The sequence below is a fragment of the Velazquezella soli genome (genome assembly GCF_977018685.1).
This window is the reverse complement of record NZ_CDRNXF010000004.1, coordinates 317,607-336,305: the sequence shown is the minus strand read 5'-3', so window position 1 is coordinate 336,305 and position 18,699 is coordinate 317,607. Positions and strand designations below refer to the sequence as shown.

The window sequence follows — 18,699 nt, the reverse complement described above, 5'->3', positions numbered from 1 at the left end:
TCAGTCTTCGCTGGCTGCCATCTGGTTCAGCACGTTGCCGCGTCCGCGCATGCGCAGCACCAGCGGTACGATCAGGGCAGCCGCTGCCACGAGCAGCAGGCCTGCAGCGATCGGCGAGGTGAACAGCACCGTCACGTCGCCCTGGCTGATCGACAAGGCACGGCGCAACTGCTGCTCGGCCAGCGGTCCAAGGATCAGGCCGACGATCACGGGCGCGATCGGATAGTCGAACACGCGCATGATGTAGGCGACGAGACCGAAGACGAGCAGCATGCCAAGCTCGAACACCGACGGATTGGCGCCGATCGTGCCAAGCGTCGCAAACACGAGAATGCCGGCATAGAGCCAAGGCTTCGGGATCGTCAGCAGCTTGACCCACAGACCGACCAGCGGCAGGTTCAACACCAGCAGCATCAGGTTGGCGATGAGAAGCGAAGCAATCAGACCCCAGACCAGCTGCGGGTTGGTGACAAACAGCAGCGGGCCCGGCTGAAGGCCGTATTGCTGGAAACCGGCCAGCATGATGGCAGCGGTCGCCGACGTCGGAAGACCAAGCGTCAGAAGCGGCACGAGCGTACCGGCGGCGGATGCGTTGTTGGCAGCTTCCGGACCGGCAACACCTTCGATCGCACCATTGCCGAACTCTTCAGGATGCTTGGAAAGACGCTTTTCGGTCGCATAGGAGAGGAAGGTGCCGATTTCTGCACCACCGGCCGGCATCGCGCCGATCGGGAAGCCGATGACGGTACCGCGCAACCAGGCTTTCCACGAACGCGCCCAGTCCTGGCCGGTCATCCAGACCGAGCCCTTGATCGCTTCCACCTTGTCGGGTGCCTGGGCACCCTGGGCTGCGATAAACAGCGTCTCGCCGATCGCAAACATGGCAACCGCCATGGTCGTGACCTCGATGCCGTCGAGAAGGTCAGGTACGCCGAAGGAGAGGCGGTTCTGGCCGGTCAGCTGATCGATGCCGACAAGCGACAAAGCAAGGCCGATGAACAGAGATGTCAGGCCACGCAGCGTCGAGTTTCCGAAAGCCGAGGAGACTGTGACGAAGGCGAGAACCATCAGCGCGAAATATTCGCGCGGACCGAACACCAGCGCCAGCTTGACGATATAGGGTGCAACGAAGGCGAGCGCGAGCGTGGCGATCAGGCCGGCAACGAAGGAACCGATCGCAGCTGTTGCAAGCGCTGGCCCCCCGCGTCCTGCGCGGGCCATCTTGTTGCCCTCGAGCGCGGTCACGATCGAGGCGCTTTCGCCTGGCGTGTTGAGAAGGATCGAGGTCGTCGATCCCCCGTACATGCCGCCGTAATAGATGCCGGCAAACATGATCAGCGAGCCGGTCGCATCCAGCTGGTAGGTAACGGGCAGAAGCAGCGCGACGGTGGTTGCCGGGCCGATGCCGGGCAGCACGCCGACCATCGTGCCGAGCGTTACGCCGACGAGCGCGTAAAACAGGTTCATCGGCTCTGCGGCAGAGGCCAGACCCTGAAGAAGGAATTCGAAAGTGCTCATGGATTAACTCTCTGGCTCCAAGTTAAAGGAGCAGGTTTTCCAGCGGACCGGCGGGAAGGGAAAGCTGCAGGACGCCCGCAAACAGGTACCAGATGGCGAGACAGATCGCGATGCCGATCGGAATGCTGATATGCAGCCGACGGGCACCGAAGCCGCGTGCGGCGAAAGCGAAAAGCAGGCCCGTCGCAATCGAGAACCCGACGAACCGGATCAGGATCATCTGGGCGAGAAGCCCGGCGACAACCCAGGCGACGGGACCGAATTCCTGCCGTTCGCGCGCGGGGAAATCCCGACGGAATGCCGCAAAGACCGTCCAGATGGCAAGGCCGATCAGGCCGAAAGCGATCCAGTAGGGCACGGAGGCGGGGCCGACAGGCGAGTAGCCAGTCGTACTCGTCAGCCGCGACACATCGATGAAGATGACGGCGGCGACGATCGCGAGTACGGCTGCAATGGCAAGCGCCGCCCAATCAGGGCGGCGCTGTTCGGTAGTCGTGTTTTCAGAACTCATTTGACCAGTCCGATGTCCTTCAGGATGGTTTCCGTCGCAGCGATATCCTTGGCGAGCTGCTCATCGAAGGCCGGACCGGAGAGGTAGGTGTCCATCCAGCCCTTGGTCTTCAGGTTATCCTGCCAGGTCTTGGACTTTACCAGCTTCTCGATGTCGGCAGTGATGGTCTTCTTCTGCTCGTCGGAAATGCCGGGAGCAGCGGCAACCATGCGCCAGTTCTGCAGCACGACGTCGAGACCGGATTCCTTCAGCGTCGGGGCATCGATGCCGTCGATCTTCTTGTCGGACGAAATGCCCAGCAGGCGCAGCGAGCCGGCCTTGATCTGCGATTCGAATTCGCCGTAGGACGAAATGCCGGCCGTCACCTGGCTGCCCAGGATCGCGGCAAGCGCTTCGCCGCCACCGGAAAACGCGATGTAGTTGATCTTTGTCGGGTCTACACCGGCAGCCTTGGCGATGAGGCCAGCGCCGATATGGTCGGTGCCGCCAGCCGAACCGCCACCCCAGGATACGGAACCCGGATCAGCCTTCAGCTTGGTGACCAGATCCGCCATCGTCTTGATGTCGGAAGAGGTCGGGACGACGATCACTTCGTATTCGCCGGTGAGACGTGCGATCGGTGTGACGTCCTTCAGGGTTACCGGCGACTTGTTGGTGAGGATTGCGCCGACCATGACGTAACCGCCAACCATCAGAGCGTTCGGGTTGCCCTTCTGCTGGCTGGCGAACTGGGCGATGCCGATCGTGCCGCCGGCGCCGGGTACGTTCATGACCTGGACGCGGTTGGAGATCTTCTCCTGCTGCAGGGCGACCTGCATGGTGCGGGCCGTCTGGTCCCAGCCGCCGCCCGGCGCTGCCGGTGCCATGACCGAATAGTCAGCCGCTACGGCCGGGAAGGCGACTGCGCCCGCGAGGAAAGATGCGATGAGAAAATGTTTCAAGGGTATGTCCTCCGTTGACGTCCTTTTGGACGAAATCTTTGATGGCGCAACGGTAGGATCGATTTGAGCGGACTGGTGCCGTCCGTTGATCTCCTCCCGTCACCGATCGAGTCCGCCTCCGAACGGGTCTCGAATGGTTCTAAGGCAGCATAACAAGCTGACATCTACCTGACATTTCCCTGACTGCGTTTGTTTGACAAGGGTAAATGCCTCAAAATCGCCAGAATTGATCACTGCTGGCGCAAGACCTCGTTCCATTTCGAGATCAGCCGCGCCCGTTTCACCTGATCGAGATAGACCATCAGCCCGAGGCTGACGGGCACCGGCTTCAATTGGCCACCCAGCATCTCGCGCATCGTCGTTGCGGTGTTGTTGCCGGACACTTCGGGACTGACGGCCGGGATCTGCAGTTCGCGGGCCATAATCGTCTGGCCCTCCTTCGACATGAAGAATTCGAGGTAGCGCTTTCCGAGATCGGCACGTTGAGCGGCTTGCGGCACCAGCCCGATACGCGACATGACCACCGTATAGTCCTTCGGCAGGACGATCCCGACATTCGGGTTCCGTGAGGCCCAGTCGGCGGCGTAGGAACCGACGATATTGTAACCCATCAGGAAACGGCCATCCGCCACCCTCTCGAGGATGGCGCCGCTTGTCGAATAGAGTTTGACGCCCGCTTCGCCCATCGCCCGCACCACCGACCAGATGTCCCCGAACTGTTCCTGGTCGCGCGACATGAACAGGAAGCCGACACCGGAGCGTTCGATATCGTAGGTGCCGATGCGGCCATGCACCTGGTCACCCTGGCGCGCCAGAAACGCGATGAACTCGGCGCGGGTGGCAGGCGGCGCCTCGTTCTTGAAACTCGGCTTGTTGTAGACGAACACGGCCGGCTCAAAGGTCAGCGCGTAAACCGTATTGCGCCAGTTCGCCCACTCGGGCCATCGCCCGCTCATCGGCAGGTCGCTCGCCTGGGCGTAACCGTCATTGGCAAGCTTGACCTGGAGATCCATGGCCGACGAAAACGCGAAATCTGCTGTCTTGTGGCCCGCGTCGGTCTCCCGCACGATCCTGTCGTAGATCTCTCCCGTCAGCATGTCCTCGTAGGACACCGCCACATCTGGGTTGGACGACTGGAAGCCTGTGATCATCGGCTTGGCAAGAGGCTCGTCCAGCGACGAATAGACGGTAAGGACAGGCGCATCCTTGTTGCCCGAAAGGGCAGGAAACATCAGCACTTCCGCGACGGCCAGATGCGGCGCAGCGATGAGACAAAGACAGAGGAGAAGCTTTTTCATTGCGGGCAAGAATGCCCGACCCGGGCGCTTGCGGCAAGCCGTTGGAAATCCATCACTGGCGTCCGGAATGCAGGGCTCGCGGTTTACCGCTCCCCTGTTGTATTGCCGGTCGCCGTTATTACCTGTCAATGGCGATTTCCCCACCAGCCCTTTGAGGTCACAACCATGTCGCTTTCCCTATACGACGTCTCCGTCCCGGCGTTTATCCGTGGATTTGCCAATCTCTCCGAGATCCTGAAGAAAGCCGAAGCCTTCGCCGACGAGAAGGGCATTCCCCACAGCCAGCTTCTCGCAGCGCGCCTGATCGAGGACATGCTACCGCTGACGGGTCAGATCCAGCGCGCCAGCGACACGGCCAAGTTCGTCCCGGTGCGCGTCGGCCAGCTCGAAAACGTCGCGATGGAGGATAACGAAGTCACGTTCGCCGATCTCCATGCCCGCATCGACAAGACGGTCGCCTTCCTGAAGACCGTCGTTCCCGCCAGCATGTCCGGTCGCGACGAGGCCGAGGTCGTGCTGAAGACCCGGTCCGGCGAGATGAAATTCACAGCCACCGACTACGTTCTCGGGTTTGCCCTGCCCAACTTCTATTTCCATCTCACCGCCGCCTACGCGATCCTCCGCCACAAAGGCGTACCCATCGGCAAGACCGATTATCTCGGCCGCAGCTAGGCGCGCTATCGGCAGACGCTGCTCTGTCCAGTGACAACCCCGCGTCCCGGCGATAAGAGTCAGCAGGAACGGGGAAATGACGGTTTGCGTATCCTTCTTGTCGAAGACAATCAGACGCTGGCATCGGGCCTTGCCGCGATTTTGCGCGGCAGCGGCTATGTGGTCGATCTCGTGGCCGATGGAACATCGGCGGAGGCAACGGTCGCGGCCGAAAGCTACGATCTGGTCATCCTCGACCTGAACCTTCCCGAAATGGATGGTCTCGATGTTCTGAAGGCCATGCGCGCCCGCCAGAACCGCGCGGCGGTGATGATCCTCACCGCCCGCGGCACGCCGGAAGAGCGGGTCAAAGGCCTCGATCTCGGCGCCGACGATTACATGACGAAACCGTTCGACGTGCCGGAGTTCGAGGCGCGCATTCGCGTTCTCCTTCGCCGTCAGGCGGGCCTTCGAAGCTCTGTCGTCACCTATGGCGGCGTTACTTTCGATCTGACGTCGCGAACCTTTTCGAGCCAGGGCGTACCGCTCGATATCCCCGCCCGCGAGGTGGCCCTTCTCGAACTCCTCTTCATGCGCGCCGGAAAAGTCGTCTCCAAGGAGGCGATCATTCGGTCGCTGACAGGGTTCGACGACGACCTCTCGTCCAACGCGATCGAGCAGTATGTGAGCCGACTAAGAAAAAGGCTTGCGGTCTACGGCCTGACCGTCAAGACCGCCCGCGGGATTGGTTATTATCTCGAGAAAATGGCCTCTCCGGAATGACGCCGACGGCTGCCTATTCGCTCCGCCGCCGCCTTCTCGCGTGGCTGCTTCTCTCGACGGCACTGATCGGTGGCGTCGCCATGTTCGACACATGGGATGAGGCTCTCGATACGGCGAACGAAGTATCCGACCGCGTGCTTGCGGGATCTGCTTTGGCGATTGCCGAACGGGTGATCGTTGCGGAAGACGGTGCGCTCGAGGTCGACATCCCCTATGTGGCACTGGAAATGCTGACCTCTGCCGCGCAGGACAGGGTGTTTTACCGCGTCGACGGGCCGCCCGGCACCTTCATCACCGGCTACCAGAACCTGCCATCGGTCGCCCGGCGGGAGGGCCAGGCGGTGGCGTTCGAGAACGCCAGCTTCCGCGGCGAGCCCATCCGCGTGGCGGTGCTCGCCAGATCCGCCTCGACCGGCATTCGCTCTGTGCCCTTCGTCGTCACCGTCGCCGAAACCACCATGGCCCGCGAACAATTGACGCGCACCATCCTGATCCGGTCGGCGCTGCGAATCCTCTTCATGATCATCGGTGCCGCCGTGATCGTCTGGGTCGCCGTCACGCTGTCGCTTCGCCCCCTCTATCGCTTCAGCGAAGCGATCGCCGAACGCAGTCCGGACGATCTGCATCCGATCGGTGAAAGAGTGCCGAACGAGGTTCAGGGCCTAGTCGATACGGTCAATTCGTTCATGGTGCGGCTCGAAGGCGCGTTGAATGCGCTGCGCCACTTCACCGGCAATGCCAGCCACCAGCTTCGCACGCCGCTCGCAATCGTGCGCACACAGCTCGCACTTGCGGACCGGGCGGACGATCTGGCCTCGGCAAAGACCGCAGTCCGCAAGGCGGATGAAGCGGTCGCCGGTGCCGAACATATCCTTGCGCAACTGCTGCTGATGGCAAAGATCGATGCGGCCGGACGCTCGGCAGCATTCCGCAAGCTCGATCTCACCGATCTCGTCCGCGGCCTGACGGGAGATCATGTTCCGGGCGCCGCCGATCGTGGCATCGACCTCGGGTTCGAAGGAGAGGGCGTAACTGAGGTCAACGTCGAGCCGCTGCTGATCGGAGAACTGGTGAAGAACCTGATCGTCAACGCGATCCTTCATGCGGGCTCCGGCACGGAGGTCACCGTCCGCATCGAACGGAGTGACGAGACGGCCCGGCTCGAGGTCGAGGATAACGGCCCTGGGATCGCGCCCGAGAAGCGAGCTATCGTGCTCGAACGGTTCGGCCGTCTCGGCCGCGGCGATGCATCCGGCGCCGGTCTCGGACTGCCGATCGTCGAAGAGATCGCCCGCCTACACGGCGCTGCCCTGTCGCTTCACGATGCCTCAGTCGGTACAGGCTTGAAAGTCCGGATCGATTTTCCGTTGGCGGGATAGACCGTTCAGCCCTTAAGCGTGCGCACATTCTCCTGAAATCCAGGTGCTCTTCATGGAAAGATCCGCGCCAAGCACGACGAAATCCGCGTCATATCCGGGCTTCAGAAAGCCTTTGCGGTCTTCGATGCGCGCCGCCTGCGCGGGATAGGCGGATGCCATGCGCAAGGCCTCTTCCAGCGACACGCCGAGCTTGCGATGCACGTATCGAACCGACGAGATCATGTCGATATCGGCGCCGGCCAGTGTCCCGTCGGCCAGGGTCAGCCTGCCGTCCTTGCGCAGGATTTCGCGGCCGTTGAGCGTGAAGGATGTCATGTCGGTCCCAATCGTCGACATCGCATCGGTCACCAGGAAGATCTTTCCCGGACCTGCCTTGGCGCGCAGCGCTGCCCCCATTGCGGCGGGATGCACGTGGATGCCATCGGCGATCAGGCCGGCATAGAGTGATCCCGTATCGAGCGCCGCCCCAACCAGCCCCGGTTCGCGGTGACCGAGCGGGCTCATGGCGTTGAAGAGATGCGTGACGGTGCGAATGCCAGCTTCGGCATAGGCCGTCGCCACATCGTAGCTCGCTTCCGTGTGACCGAGGCTGACGATGACGCCGGCGTCTGCAAGCTTTGCCACCTGTTCTTGTGTCACGCTTTCAGGCGCAATAGTCACCATCAGAACATCGAGCGCCCGTCCGCAGGAGAGCATCAGATCGAGGTCGCGATCCTCCATCGTGCGGATGAGCTTGGGGTCATGCGCTCCCTTGCGGGCAACCGACAGATGCGGACCTTCGAGATGCAGTCCGAGGAAGCCGCGAACGCCGCGGTTCCTCGCATCGATGCCGGCGGCAACGGTCCGGGCGGACATGTCAGGCGTGTCGGTGATCAATGTCGGCAACAGTGCCGTCGTGCCGAACTTCGCATGGGCGGCGCAGATCGTGGCGATACCCTCGACCGTCGGCTCTTCGTTGAGAAGCACGCCACCGCCGCCATTGACCTGCAGGTCGATAAAGCCCGGAGCGATGATCTCGCCACCGTCGATCCTTTCGATCTCGGGCGAAAGCGAAGCCGAAGGCTGGATGCGATCGATCCGGCCGTTCGAAAACACGACCGCGGCATTCTCATGCCATTCGGCGCCGTCGAAGATGCGGTTTGCAGTCAGAGCCTTGAGGTCGGTCATAGGGTTTCAGTGACTTTGTTAAGGGCTGCCGGCTGGTCGGGATCAAACCCTTTGGACCGCGACCACGCTTCGACGAAACCGTAAAATGGCACGATCAGCGCCAGCGCGTCGGTCAGCGGATGGCCCGTTGCAACGAAGGGCAGCTTTCGGGCAGCCGTGACCTTGTCGGAGGTCGCGTAGGCGAGCGCGCCCTTGGCCGCGAAATTGTCTGCGATCTGCACCGCGGACGCTTCCGCCGCGTCCCGTGCGGCAAATGTCAGCACCGGAAAGCGCTTTTCGACCAGCGCCACCGGACCATGCAGGACTTCTGCCGCGGAATAGGCCTCCGCATGCATGTTGGACGTTTCCTTGAATTTGAGCGCAGCCTCGCTGGCGATCGCAAGCGCCGGGCCACGGCCCAGCATATAGAGCGAATCAGCATCTCCGAGTTCGCTCGCGAACGCGCTCCAGTCGAGCTTGATGGCCTCATCGAAATGGCCGGGCAGTGCGCGAACCGCCGCCTTCAGTCCGTCATCGCCGGTCCATTCGGAGAGAAGGGCAAGGCCGGCGACAATCGAGCTGACGAAGGACTTCGTGGCTGCGACGGCAATTTCCGGACCGGCATTGATATCGACCCCATAAAGCGATGCCTCGGTGATCGGCGAAGGGAGCGTATTGGTCAGCGCAATCGTCACCGCTCCTGACCGGGTCGCAGCCTCCGCCATCGCGACGATGTCCGGGCTCTTGCCGGACTGGGAGATGGCGATCGCAGCGCCACCGCCAAGCTGCAGATTGGCACCGTAGATCGAGGCAAGCGACGGTCCGAGCGAGGCAACCGGGCGCCCCGCCGTCAACTCGATCGCATATTTGATGAACGTCGCGGCATGATCGGAGGAGCCGCGCGCGATCGTTACCAGGAAGGCCGGATCCTTGTCGCGCAGTGCCTTGCCGGCCTTGGCAATGTCTGCCGCCGAACGGTCGAGCAATCGGGCCGTCGCCTCCGGTATCTCGTCGATTTCCTGGCGCATATGGGTCTTCATCGTCATCCTCGTCTGATCAGCTGTCGCCAAGCGAAAGCTCGGCCACGAAATCATAGGCATCGCCCCGGTAAAGCGAGCGGGTAAGCTCCACCACCCGGCCGGAAGCCAGGTAGGAAACGCGTTCGATCGACAGGCCCGCCGCCTCGATGGGCACTTCAAGCAGGCCGGCGTCGATCTTTTTCAGATTGGTCGCGGAGATCCGCTGGATGGCGCGTACCGGTCGCGCATCCTTCTTTTCAAGTTCCGCATAAAGCGACTGCTGGAGCGATACCGGGTTGGGCAGGAATTCTGCCGATATGCTGGCGCGCTCGATGGCAAGCGGCATATCGTTCCCAAAGCGCAAACGTCCGATCCGGGCAACCATCGTGCCGGGTGCGAGACCCAGCATCATCATCTCTTCGGGCGAGGGATGAAACAAACCGCGCTCCAGCCATTCCGATCGGGAAACGAGGCCACGCCGTGCCATGTCCTCGGTAAACGATGTCAGCTTGGTCAGGGGTTGCTCGACGCGCGACAGCGGTTTTACCACGAAGGTCCCGGATCCATGGCGGCGGGTCAGAAGCCCGTCCCGGACAAGATCGTCGACGGCCTTGCGCACCGTGACGCGGCTGACGCTCGCATAGTCGGCGAGATCCCGCTCCGCGGGAAGCGCGTCGCCGTGACCGAGCTTGCCGGACCGGATCGCATCTTCCAGGCTTTGGCGCAGCTTGAGATAAAGCGGGCCGGAGCCGCCGGACTGCAGGCCGTCGAGGGGCAAGATGGCCGTCAGCGCCTCGCTCATGCGCACGCCTCCGTCCGGGCTCCAGATGCAAAGGCCTCTACAGCGAGTTCGACAGCACCGGTCAGTGCGTCGGCCCGCGGCTCGGAAAGACGGAGCCTGTGCCTCTCGGCAAGATAGGGAGGATAAAGCGGTGCAAGGCCACCAAGCAGGCAGAGTTTTGCTTTGTCGCCGCTCAGCGCCATGACGGCATCGAGCGCTTCGTCGATCCCGGCAGCACCGGTATGGAGGATCCGCAAAGCCGTCTCGTCGCCACGCGCCGCAAAGTTGAAAACATGAGGCGTCTGACGCCCGAAGTCGCCGGGCTTGGCCAGCCGCGCGAAATCGACGATCAGTTCCGGATTGTTGTCGAACTCGGCCAAGATCGCCTCGCAGAGCGGCGTCATCGGCCTTATCCGGTCGAAGGCAAGCAGGGTTTCCTGCAGCGCGAGCTGCCCGAGCCTTGCGCCGCTGCCGAGATCGCTCACCTGAAACCCCCAGCCGGCGATGGATCTGAACTGACCGTGGCTGCGGATGATGTAGACGGTCCCGGTCCCAACGATGCCGATCGCACCGTCTTCGTCACCGATCGCACCCTGCAAGGCGATGACGCCGTCAGAAACGATCTGCGATCTGGCAAAGGGGAGACGTTCGGTCACATAGCCAACCGCGCCGCCGACATTGTTGCCGGCAAGACCCAGGATTGCAGATGCGGATGAAAGATCCGGCGTGAGCCCTGCTTCTTCGAACGCCTGCTTCGCGGCTTCAGCAATATGCCTGAGGGCGGTGTCGGGATCGGTCAGGATATTGGATGCACCGCTCTTGCCGCGGCCGAGCAGGGTGCCGTTCATATCGGCCAGCGCCGCCCGGCAGCTTGTCCCGCCGCCATCTATCCCGATCACGTAATCCGCCATGGATACCTCCACGAAGAATGATACCAAAAAAATACCATTTACCAAGGGCGAAATTATTGATGCGGACAGATCACGGCTAACACCCTATTTCGACTCGATTATTAGTCCTGAGTGACAGCTGCCGTGTTTCCGTGGGTAACTTTCGTTAATTTCCTGCTGGACAATTGGTATTTTTTTGGCATCATTTTGCTTGAGGGAGAAACGGATGAGCCAAACAGCCACCGAAGCCAGGCATGGGAATACGGAAGGGCTCGATACGCGCGCCCCGACCGAAATCCTTCGGCTTCTGGCGTCCGGTCAGCAGCAGGCGGCCAAGAGCGTCGATGCGGCGATCCCCGCTCTTGCGGATGCCGCGGAACTCGTTGCGTCGGCTCTGAGGCGTGGCGGAAAGCTTGTCTATGCAGGCGCCGGCAGCTCCGGCCTGATGGCCATGGCCGATGCGCTCGAGCTTCCCGGAACCTACGGCATTGCACGCGAGCAGATCGTCCTTCTTCTTGCCGGCGGAACGTCCGTCCTGGCTGACCTGCAGGGTGCGCCGGAGGATGATATCGCCCTGGCCGATCAGGATGCAGCGATCATTGCGGCGGGAGACTGCGTTCTCGCCGTGTCTGCAAGCGGCTCGACCCCTTACGTGCTGAAGATCGTCGAAATTGCCGGGGCCCGTGGCGCAAAGGTCGTGGCACTCGCCAACAATCCCGATGCACCCCTTTTTGACCATGCCGATGTGGCCGTCCTTCTCGAAACGCCGCCGGAACTGGTGGCGGGGTCGACGCGCATGGGCGCGGGGACCGCACAGAAGCTTGCATTCAACATGCTGTCGACGTTGGCTGCGATCAAGCTCGGTCACGTGCATGACGGACACATGGTCAATCTGCGCGCCGACAATGCCAAGCTGCGCACCCGCGCCGCCGGCATGGTTGCCGATATCGCAGGCGTGACTGCCGACGAGGCGGTAAGATATCTGCAGGTGGCGGACGGATCGGTGAAGATCGCCGTGCTCCTGGCTGAAGGCGCCTCTGATGTCGACGCCGCACAATCGTTGCTTATTCGTTCCGATCACGTGTTGAGGAAAGCACTTGCGGAACTGAAGATGACGGAAACGACCGAGACTCGCGCTGCAAGGCGCTAACCAATAAGGGAGAACAGCATGAACAGCCTGTTGAAAACAATTCTTTTGGCCACGACGGTGCTCGCGTCCGCGGGTGCAGCGTCTGCGGCCGATGTCACGCTCAACATCGAGAGCTGGCGCAATGACGATCTGGCGATCTGGAAAGAAAAGCTGATCCCGGCCTTCGAAGCGAAGAACCCCGGCATCAAGCTCAACTTCTCGCCGACCGCACCGACCGAGTACAATGCGTCGCTCAACGCCAAGCTCGATGCAGGCTCTGCCGGTGACATCATCACCTGCCGTCCGTTCGATGCCTCGCTCGAACTCTTCAACAAGAAGCAGCTCGTCGATCTCACCAGCCTGTCGGGCATGAGCAATTTCTCGCCGGTCGCCAAGGCCGCCTGGTCGACAGACGACGGCAAGTCCACCTTCTGCGTGCCGATGGCATCCGTCATCCACGGCTTCATCTACAACAAGGACGCCTTCGACCAGCTGAAGATCGCAGTGCCGAAGACGAACGAGGAATTCTACGCCGCGCTCGACAAGATCAAGGCTGACGGTACGTTCATCCCGCTTGCCATGGGCACCAAGGATCTCTGGGAAGCCGCAACGATGGGCTACCAGAACATCGGCCCGAACTACTGGAAGGGCGAGGAAGGCCGCAAGGCGCTGATCGAAGGCAAGCAGAAGCTGACCGATCCGGAATGGGTCAAGCCCTACGAAGAGCTGGCCAAATGGAAGCCCTATCTCGGCGACGGTTTCGAAGCCCAGACCTATGCCGATAGCCAGAACCTGTTCACGCTCGGCCGCGCTGCGATCTTCCCGGCCGGTTCGTGGGAAATTGCGCTGTTCACCAGCCAGGCCCAGTTCAAGATGGGCGCGTTCCCGCCGCCGGTGCTCAAGGCTGGCGAAACCGGCTACATCTCCGACCATCCGGATATCGGCGTTGGCTTGAACACCAAGAGCAAGCATCCGGAAGAAGCCAAAAAGTTCCTGACCTGGGTTGCTTCGCCGGAATTTGCCGAGATCTACGCCAATTCGCTTCCAGGCTTCTTCAGTCTGAATTCGTCGCCTGTGAAGATGGCAGATCCGATGGCGCAGGAATTCGTCTCCTGGCGTGAAAAATACAAGCCGACGGTCCGCTCGACCTATCAGATCCTGTCGCGCGGCACCCCGAACCTCGAAAACGAGACCTGGGTCGAATCGGCCAACGTCATCAACGGCACCGATACTCCGGCCGTTGCCGCCGAAAAGCTCCAGAAGGGCCTCGACAGCTGGTACAAGCCAGGTAAGTGACAAGCTTCCCCTTCCCTTGATGGGGAGGGTCGGCCCGACGGGCCGGGGTGGGGTTATCCTTGTGCGTGTGGTGTCACCCCCACCTGCAGCTTCGCTGCGACCTCCCCCTTCAAGGGGGAGGTATCGTGATCATGCTGCGCCAGCGCAAGCACAAGAAAACAGGCAAAGCCATGAGCGACATCCACCCTTCATCTGCCCTGCAGTCGGTATCGATCAAGCGCCCGTTCCGCTGGCATATCGTCGTCTTCATGGCGCCGGCGCTGCTGGTCTACACGGCGATCATGATCCTGCCGCTGATCGAGACGCTCAGGCTTTCGTTCTACAACACTGTCGATGGTGCTCAGTCCTTCGTCGGCTTTGCAAACTACCAGGTCCTCTTCGGTGATGTCCGCTGGGCGCGCGATTTCTGGAATGCGCTCACCAACAACCTGATCTTCTTCGCCATCCACATGTGCGTGCAGAACCCGATCGGCATTGCGCTCGCAGCACTGCTGTCACTGCCGAAACTGCGGTTTGCCGCCTTTTACCGCACCGCCATCTTCCTCCCGACGCTTCTCTCCTTCGTCATCGTCGGCTTTATCTGGAAGCTCATCCTCTCGCCGATCTGGGGCGTTGCGCCCTGGCTGATGAGCCTTGCCGGCGCCAAATGGCTGTTTGCGCCCTGGCTCGGTCAGTCCGGCCCAGCCCTGATTGCGGTTTCCCTCATCTCGGTTTGGCAATATGTCGGCATACCCATGATGCTGATCTATGCGGCGTTGCTCAGCATCCCGGAAGAGGTGGTCGAAGCTGCCGAATGCGATGGCATTACCGGCTGGAGCCAGTTCTGGAAGATCAAGCTGCCGCTCATTCTGCCGGCGATCGGCATCATCTCGATCCTGACCTTCGTCGGAAATTTCAACGCCTTCGATCTGGTCTACACGGTACAGGGCGCGCTTGCGGGCCCTGATATGTCGACGGATATTCTCGGCACGCTTCTCTACCGTACCTTCTTCGGTTTCCAGCTGCAGCTCGGAGATCGCTCCATGGGGGCAACGATTGCAGCGGTGATGTTCGTCATCATCCTTGCCGGCGTCTCGTTTTACCTTTTCGCCATCCAGCGGCGCATGCGCCGCTACCAGTTCTAGGGGCGTCCAGACATGTCCAACAAGGCACGCTCTTCACCGCTCCGCTCGAGCCTCGTGCATCTGGCTTTGATCGCCTACACGCTGATTGCGCTGTTTCCGGTCTTTCTCACCATCATCAACTCGTTCAAGGATCGCAATTCGATCTTCCGCAATCCGATGCAGGTTCCCACACCGTCGAGCTTCAGCCTGATCGGCTACCAGACGGTTCTCGGCCAGGCGGATTTCATCGGCTATTTCCAAAACAGCATGATCGTCACGGTCGTCTCGATCGCGCTCGTGCTGTTGTTCGGCGCGATGGCCGCCTTTGCGCTGTCAGAGTATCGCTTCCGCGGCAATACGCTTCTGGGGCTCTATATGGCGATCGGGATCATGATCCCGATCAGGCTCGGCACGGTGGCAATCCTGCAGGGCATGGTCGCATCGGGCCTCGTCAACACGCTGACCGCGCTGATCCTTGTCTATACGGCGCAAGGCATACCGCTTGCGATCTTCATCCTGTCGGAATTCATGCGCACGGTCTCCGATGACCTTAAGAATGCCGGCCGCATCGATGGGCTCTCGGAATATGCGATCTTCTTCCGCCTGGTCCTGCCGCTGATCCGGCCGGCCATGGCAACGGTCGCCGTCTTCACCATGATCCCGATCTGGAACGATCTCTGGTTCCCGCTGATCCTTGCACCGTCTGAGGCCACCAAGACGGTGACGCTCGGATCGCAGATCTTCATCGGCCAGTTCGTCACCAACTGGAACGCGGTGCTCGCGGCCCTGTCGCTCGCCATCCTGCCGATCCTCGTCCTTTACGTCATCTTCTCGCGGCAACTGATCCGCGGCATCACGTCTGGAGCCGTCAAGTGAGTTCAACCGAAAAGCCGATCCGCGTTCTTGTCGCAGGCCTCGGCAATATGGGCCGCAGTCATGCGCTGGCCTATCACAACAACCCGGGCTTCGAGATCGTCGGTCTCGTCAACCGCTCGAAGCCGACGCTCGATCCGGCCCTTGCCGGCTACGAGATCCATGCCGATTTCCTGACTGCCCTTGCCGAGTTGAAGCCAGACCTCTGCGCCATCTGCACCTATTCCGACAGCCATGCGGACTATGCGGTCGCAGCCTTCCAAGCCGGCTGCGACGTGTTTGTCGAAAAGCCGCTGGCAACCACGGTTGCCGATGCCGAGCGCGTCGTTTCCGCCGCCAAGGCCGCAGGCAAGAAACTGGTGATCGGCTATATCCTGCGCCACCATCCGTCCTGGATCCGCCTGATTGCCGAAGCCCGCAAGCTCGGCCCGCCCTATGTGTTCCGCATGAACCTCAACCAGCAATCGTCAGGCCCCACCTGGGATGTCCACAAGGCGCTGATGCAGACGACGCCGCCGATCGTTGATTGCGGCGTTCATTATGTCGATGTCATGTGCCAGATCACCGATGCCAAGCCGGTGGAAGTGCGCGGCATGGGTCTGCGCCTTTCCGATGAAATTGCGCCCGACATGTATAATTACGGCCACCTTCAGGTGATCTTCGATGACAAGTCGGTCGGCTGGTACGAAGCTGGCTGGGGCCCGATGATTTCCGAGACTGCGTTCTTCGTGAAGGACGTGATGTCACCGAAGGGCTCGGTCTCGATCGTCATGGACCCCAATGCCAAGTCCGACGATATCGACACGCATACCAAAACCTCCGTCATTCGCCTTCACAGCGCCGAGACCGGTCCGGACGGCAGGTTCATCAGGCCCGACGAGGATATGACCATGGACGGCGAACCCGGCCATCAGGAGCTTTGCGATTTCGAGCAGGCCTATATGCTGAAGGCGATCCGCGAGGATATCGATCTCAGCCGCCACATGGATGATGCGGTCCAGTCGCTGCGCGTCTGCCTCGCAGCGGATGAAAGCGCCCGGACCGGCAAGCCGATCTATCTCTGAAAGCAACGCAAGCAATCGTACCGGACGGGTCAGCGTCCGGTACGATTGCACCAAACGACAGAAGTGGGAATACGCTCGTGGGTTCGCTGCAACTGAAATCCATCCGAAAGGCCTTCGGCGATCATGAAGTGCTGAAGGGCATCGACCTCGAGGTTCAGGATGGCGAGTTCGTCATCTTCGTGGGTCCATCCGGCTGCGGCAAGTCCACGCTGCTGCGGGTCATTGCAGGCCTTGAAGATGCGTCATCGGGCTCGATCCGGATCGACGACCAAGAAATGGCAACCACCCCGCCCGCCAAGCGCGGCATCGCCATGGTCTTCCAGTCCTATGCGCTCTACCCGCATCTGACGGTGAAGGACAATATGGGCCTAGGTCTGAAGCAGGCCGGAACGGACAAGGCCGAGATCGAGACGCGGGTGTCGAATGCCTCGTCGCTCCTATCGCTCGATCCCTATCTCGCCCGACGCCCGGCAGAGCTCTCGGGTGGTCAGCGCCAGCGCGTGGCGATCGGTCGTGCCATCGTGCGGGAACCGAAACTCTTCCTGTTCGACGAGCCGCTTTCCAACCTCGATGCGGCGCTGCGCGTCCAGACGCGGCTCGAGATCGCCCGCCTGCACCGGCGCCTGAAGGCGACGATGATCTACGTCACCCACGACCAGGTTGAGGCGATGACGCTTGCCGACAAGATCGTCGTCCTCAGCGCCGGCGCGATCGAGCAGGTCGGGTCTCCAATGGAGCTTTACAACAAGCCGGCCAACGTCTTCGTCGCCGGTTTCATCGGCTCGCCGCAGATGAACTTCATCCCGGGCGAAACGCTTTCCGAAAGCGGCATCAAGACCATCGGCATCCGGCCGGAGCATATCGCCCTGTCGCGAGAAAGCGGCGACTGGAAGGCCAAGGTAGTCCATGCCGAGCACCTCGGCGCCGATACCATCCTCTATCTCGAAACCGAGACGGCGGGCCTCATCACGGTCCGTCTGTTCGGCGAGCATCGCTATGGTCCAGACGACATCGTCTTTGCCACACCAGACAAGGCCTCGCTGCACCGGTTCGACGAAAACGATCAGGCGATCGGTTAACCTTTAAATCGGCTGTAACCAGTTTCGTGTTCCACTACCTCCAATGCGGGAAAGCGAACCTTTGCGCTCCTTCCGCGTTATGGGGATGGAGGAAACGGCAATGACGGTAATTTTAATTCTGATTGCAGCGGTCGCCACTCTCGCAGGGACCGGCGCCTTGGTGGTTCGCCAGATCGCGGATGCTCGCCGCCAGCAGTACCAGGACGAGGTTCTGGCCTCAGATCTCGGCTATCTGCGCGAAGTCGAGCGCACCAAGAAGCGCTTCCGGCACGCGGCCCACAAAACCCGCAAACTCGCCGCCCGCCGCACCCGGATTCATCAGACGAAAGCTGCGCACAGCACAGCCGCGTACTTCGCGAATTAGGCCTTGTCGGCCTCTATTCAGCAGTCGGTTTGTTCGGAGAAAGATTTGGTGGAGCTAAGCGGGATCGAACCGCTGACCTCTTGCATGCCATGCAAGCGCTCTCCCAGCTGAGCTATAGCCCCATCAGGGTGGTCCGGGTGTTCCGGTCCTTGGGAACTCCGAAGCAGCGATGCTGACCGGAGTGGCGGCTTATTACGTCCGGTTTTCGGAGAGTGCAAGCCTGTTTTTCAAAGCCCGGCAATTTTTCTTCAAATTACCGGGCTTTAGGTCGAAAGATCAATTCTCGTCGTCGTCGCCGCCAACGCCGACAATGCCGGTTACGTCGTCGTCTTCATCGTCTTCGTCGGCTTCGAGGAAGGTGTTGTCGTCATCGTCGCCGATATCGACATCATCGTCGTCGCCCAGATCCGGGATGTCGTCGCCGGTTGCCGCATCGTCGGCGTCGTCGGTTGCGACGGGCTCGACAGTTGGGTTCTCGACGTCGACTTCCTCGACATCTTCTTCTTCCGCCTGCTCCAGCTTTGCAGCGGCGCTGTTTTCGGCGAAGAACGACAACGGCCAGGACTTGCCGCTATAGGGGGAAACGACGGGATCGCGGTTCAGATCGTAAAACTTCTTGCCGGTATCCGGGTCGGTGCGCTTGGTTCCGAGTTCCGCTTTAGCCACTATCAAAGCCTCATGAGATGGCCGAACAGGTCGGCGAAGCCGCATAAAGCGGCAATCAATGGGTGAAAAATCTAAGCCGGTCCCCATAAGGCCTGGCGGGCTCCATGTCAAAGACTAACTTTTCCTGAATTCCTTGGCAGGCAGGCTAATGACCCGCCTTTTTCTTTGTGATAACGACGGCGGAAATCAAAGGCATACGAGCAAGGAC

19 protein-coding genes and 1 tRNA gene are annotated in these 18,699 nt (G+C 61.1%); 10 read left to right on the top strand and 10 right to left on the bottom strand.

The features are described from left to right. From AC0JZ8_RS05300 to AC0JZ8_RS05285, 4 genes are all read right to left on the bottom strand, one after another. Positions 1-1,518 carry a tripartite tricarboxylate transporter permease gene (locus AC0JZ8_RS05300; protein WP_209902720.1) on the bottom strand — a complete coding sequence of 506 codons (1,518 nt, stop codon included), beginning with the start codon at positions 1,516-1,518 and terminating at the stop codon, positions 1-3. 22 nt (positions 1,519-1,540) lie between these two features. Beyond that, positions 1,541-2,029, bottom strand: a complete 489-nt coding sequence (locus tag AC0JZ8_RS05295; RefSeq protein WP_062454230.1) for a tripartite tricarboxylate transporter TctB family protein — start codon at positions 2,027-2,029, stop codon at positions 1,541-1,543. Then, positions 2,026-2,970: a Bug family tripartite tricarboxylate transporter substrate binding protein gene (locus AC0JZ8_RS05290; RefSeq protein ID WP_062454229.1), complete on the bottom strand. Its 945-nt coding sequence runs from the start codon at positions 2,968-2,970 to the stop codon at positions 2,026-2,028. Before AC0JZ8_RS05290 ends, AC0JZ8_RS05295 begins: the two co-directional genes overlap by 4 nt. Before the next feature lie 230 nt (positions 2,971-3,200). After that, positions 3,201-4,268, bottom strand: a complete 1,068-nt coding sequence (locus AC0JZ8_RS05285) for an ABC transporter substrate-binding protein (protein ID WP_471891977.1) — start codon at positions 4,266-4,268, stop codon at positions 3,201-3,203. A gap of 165 nt (positions 4,269-4,433) precedes the next feature. Here AC0JZ8_RS05285 and AC0JZ8_RS05280 point away from each other — a divergent pair, with 165 nt between their 5' ends. The 3 genes from AC0JZ8_RS05280 to AC0JZ8_RS05270 all read left to right on the top strand — a co-directional run bounded on the left by AC0JZ8_RS05280 (position 4,434) and on the right by AC0JZ8_RS05270 (position 7,081). Continuing rightward, positions 4,434-4,940, top strand: coding sequence for a DUF1993 domain-containing protein (locus tag AC0JZ8_RS05280; RefSeq protein WP_430241412.1), 507 nt, complete (start codon positions 4,434-4,436; stop codon positions 4,938-4,940). Positions 4,941-5,024: 84 nt separating this feature from the next. Beyond that, positions 5,025-5,702, top strand: coding sequence for a response regulator transcription factor (locus AC0JZ8_RS05275; protein ID WP_113109268.1), 678 nt, complete (start codon positions 5,025-5,027; stop codon positions 5,700-5,702). Then, complete coding sequence (locus AC0JZ8_RS05270; protein WP_471891976.1) at positions 5,699-7,081, top strand: sensor histidine kinase; 1,383 nt, start codon at positions 5,699-5,701, stop codon at positions 7,079-7,081. Before AC0JZ8_RS05275 ends, AC0JZ8_RS05270 begins: the two co-directional genes overlap by 4 nt. A 12-nt stretch (positions 7,082-7,093) precedes the next feature. On the opposite strand, the gene nagA is transcribed toward AC0JZ8_RS05270, so the two are convergent. From nagA to AC0JZ8_RS05250, 4 genes are read right to left on the bottom strand one after another with little or no spacing between them, the layout of a single operon-like run. Beyond that, the gene (gene nagA / locus AC0JZ8_RS05265) at positions 7,094-8,248 is read right to left on the bottom strand and encodes an N-acetylglucosamine-6-phosphate deacetylase (protein WP_471891975.1); all 1,155 of its coding nucleotides are present in this window, start codon (positions 8,246-8,248) and stop codon (positions 7,094-7,096) included. Next, a complete protein-coding gene (locus AC0JZ8_RS05260) occupies positions 8,245-9,273 on the bottom strand; it encodes an SIS domain-containing protein (RefSeq protein WP_471891974.1) in 1,029 nt (342 codons plus the stop codon). Before AC0JZ8_RS05260 ends, nagA begins: the two co-directional genes overlap by 4 nt. Before the next feature lie 10 nt (positions 9,274-9,283). Further along, complete coding sequence (locus tag AC0JZ8_RS05255; protein ID WP_092664018.1) at positions 9,284-10,048, bottom strand: GntR family transcriptional regulator; 765 nt, start codon at positions 10,046-10,048, stop codon at positions 9,284-9,286. After that, positions 10,045-10,938: a glucosamine kinase nucleotide-binding domain-containing protein gene (locus AC0JZ8_RS05250; RefSeq protein ID WP_471891973.1), complete on the bottom strand. Its 894-nt coding sequence runs from the start codon at positions 10,936-10,938 to the stop codon at positions 10,045-10,047. The genes AC0JZ8_RS05255 and AC0JZ8_RS05250 overlap by 4 nt, the downstream gene beginning before the upstream one ends. Positions 10,939-11,143: 205 nt before the next feature. Here AC0JZ8_RS05250 and AC0JZ8_RS05245 point away from each other — a divergent pair, with 205 nt between their 5' ends. The 7 genes from AC0JZ8_RS05245 (at position 11,144) to AC0JZ8_RS05215 (ending at position 17,825) form a co-directional block, all read left to right on the top strand. Continuing rightward, positions 11,144-12,067, top strand: coding sequence for an N-acetylmuramic acid 6-phosphate etherase (locus tag AC0JZ8_RS05245; protein ID WP_471891972.1), 924 nt, complete (start codon positions 11,144-11,146; stop codon positions 12,065-12,067). A gap of 18 nt (positions 12,068-12,085) precedes the next feature. Beyond that, positions 12,086-13,342 carry an ABC transporter substrate-binding protein gene (locus tag AC0JZ8_RS05240; protein WP_062454219.1) on the top strand — a complete coding sequence of 419 codons (1,257 nt, stop codon included), beginning with the start codon at positions 12,086-12,088 and terminating at the stop codon, positions 13,340-13,342. Between the two features lie 170 nt (positions 13,343-13,512). Continuing rightward, positions 13,513-14,466 carry a carbohydrate ABC transporter permease gene (locus AC0JZ8_RS05235; protein WP_092664145.1) on the top strand — a complete coding sequence of 318 codons (954 nt, stop codon included), beginning with the start codon at positions 13,513-13,515 and terminating at the stop codon, positions 14,464-14,466. Positions 14,467-14,478: 12 nt separating this feature from the next. Continuing rightward, a complete protein-coding gene (locus AC0JZ8_RS05230; protein ID WP_471891971.1) occupies positions 14,479-15,321 on the top strand; it encodes a carbohydrate ABC transporter permease in 843 nt (280 codons plus the stop codon). Then, positions 15,318-16,382, top strand: coding sequence for a Gfo/Idh/MocA family protein (locus AC0JZ8_RS05225; RefSeq protein WP_471891970.1), 1,065 nt, complete (start codon positions 15,318-15,320; stop codon positions 16,380-16,382). Before AC0JZ8_RS05230 ends, AC0JZ8_RS05225 begins: the two co-directional genes overlap by 4 nt. A gap of 77 nt (positions 16,383-16,459) precedes the next feature. Next, the gene (locus tag AC0JZ8_RS05220) at positions 16,460-17,461 is read left to right on the top strand and encodes an ABC transporter ATP-binding protein (protein ID WP_092664009.1); all 1,002 of its coding nucleotides are present in this window, start codon (positions 16,460-16,462) and stop codon (positions 17,459-17,461) included. 100 nt (positions 17,462-17,561) lie between these two features. Further along, a complete protein-coding gene (locus AC0JZ8_RS05215) occupies positions 17,562-17,825 on the top strand; it encodes a hypothetical protein (RefSeq protein ID WP_156466411.1) in 264 nt (87 codons plus the stop codon). A 46-nt stretch (positions 17,826-17,871) separates the two neighbouring features. On the opposite strand, the gene AC0JZ8_RS05210 is transcribed toward AC0JZ8_RS05215, so the two are convergent. Together AC0JZ8_RS05210 and AC0JZ8_RS05205 are read right to left on the bottom strand one after the other, a co-directional pair. Further along, positions 17,872-17,947: transfer RNA gene (locus tag AC0JZ8_RS05210), tRNA-Ala, on the bottom strand. Between the two features lie 154 nt (positions 17,948-18,101). After that, the gene (locus AC0JZ8_RS05205; RefSeq protein WP_062454214.1) at positions 18,102-18,491 is read right to left on the bottom strand and encodes a TIGR02300 family protein; all 390 of its coding nucleotides are present in this window, start codon (positions 18,489-18,491) and stop codon (positions 18,102-18,104) included. Between the last annotated feature and the right edge of the window lie 208 nt (positions 18,492-18,699).

Excerpts from the sequence above, each read along its gene's own strand:
- AC0JZ8_RS05280 (WP_430241412.1), top strand. The coding sequence starts at position 4,434 with ATGTCGCTTTCCCTATACGACGTCTCCGTCCCGGCGTTTATCCGTGGA.
- AC0JZ8_RS05285 (WP_471891977.1), bottom strand. The coding sequence starts at position 4,268 with ATGAAAAAGCTTCTCCTCTGTCTTTGTCTCATCGCTGCGCCGCATCTG.
- AC0JZ8_RS05230 (WP_471891971.1), top strand. The coding sequence starts at position 14,479 with ATGTCCAACAAGGCACGCTCTTCACCGCTCCGCTCGAGCCTCGTGCAT.
- AC0JZ8_RS05295 (WP_062454230.1), bottom strand. The coding sequence starts at position 2,029 with ATGAGTTCTGAAAACACGACTACCGAACAGCGCCGCCCTGATTGGGCG.
- AC0JZ8_RS05255 (WP_092664018.1), bottom strand. The coding sequence starts at position 10,048 with ATGAGCGAGGCGCTGACGGCCATCTTGCCCCTCGACGGCCTGCAGTCC.
- AC0JZ8_RS05270 (WP_471891976.1), top strand. The coding sequence starts at position 5,699 with ATGACGCCGACGGCTGCCTATTCGCTCCGCCGCCGCCTTCTCGCGTGG.
- AC0JZ8_RS05245 (WP_471891972.1), top strand. The coding sequence starts at position 11,144 with ATGAGCCAAACAGCCACCGAAGCCAGGCATGGGAATACGGAAGGGCTC.
- AC0JZ8_RS05260 (WP_471891974.1), bottom strand. The coding sequence starts at position 9,273 with ATGACGATGAAGACCCATATGCGCCAGGAAATCGACGAGATACCGGAG.
- AC0JZ8_RS05215 (WP_156466411.1), top strand. The coding sequence starts at position 17,562 with ATGACGGTAATTTTAATTCTGATTGCAGCGGTCGCCACTCTCGCAGGG.
- nagA (WP_471891975.1), bottom strand. The coding sequence starts at position 8,248 with ATGACCGACCTCAAGGCTCTGACTGCAAACCGCATCTTCGACGGCGCC.
- AC0JZ8_RS05300 (WP_209902720.1), bottom strand. The coding sequence starts at position 1,518 with ATGAGCACTTTCGAATTCCTTCTTCAGGGTCTGGCCTCTGCCGCAGAG.
- AC0JZ8_RS05250 (WP_471891973.1), bottom strand. The coding sequence starts at position 10,938 with ATGGCGGATTACGTGATCGGGATAGATGGCGGCGGGACAAGCTGCCGG.
- AC0JZ8_RS05240 (WP_062454219.1), top strand. The coding sequence starts at position 12,086 with ATGAACAGCCTGTTGAAAACAATTCTTTTGGCCACGACGGTGCTCGCG.
- AC0JZ8_RS05235 (WP_092664145.1), top strand. The coding sequence starts at position 13,513 with ATGAGCGACATCCACCCTTCATCTGCCCTGCAGTCGGTATCGATCAAG.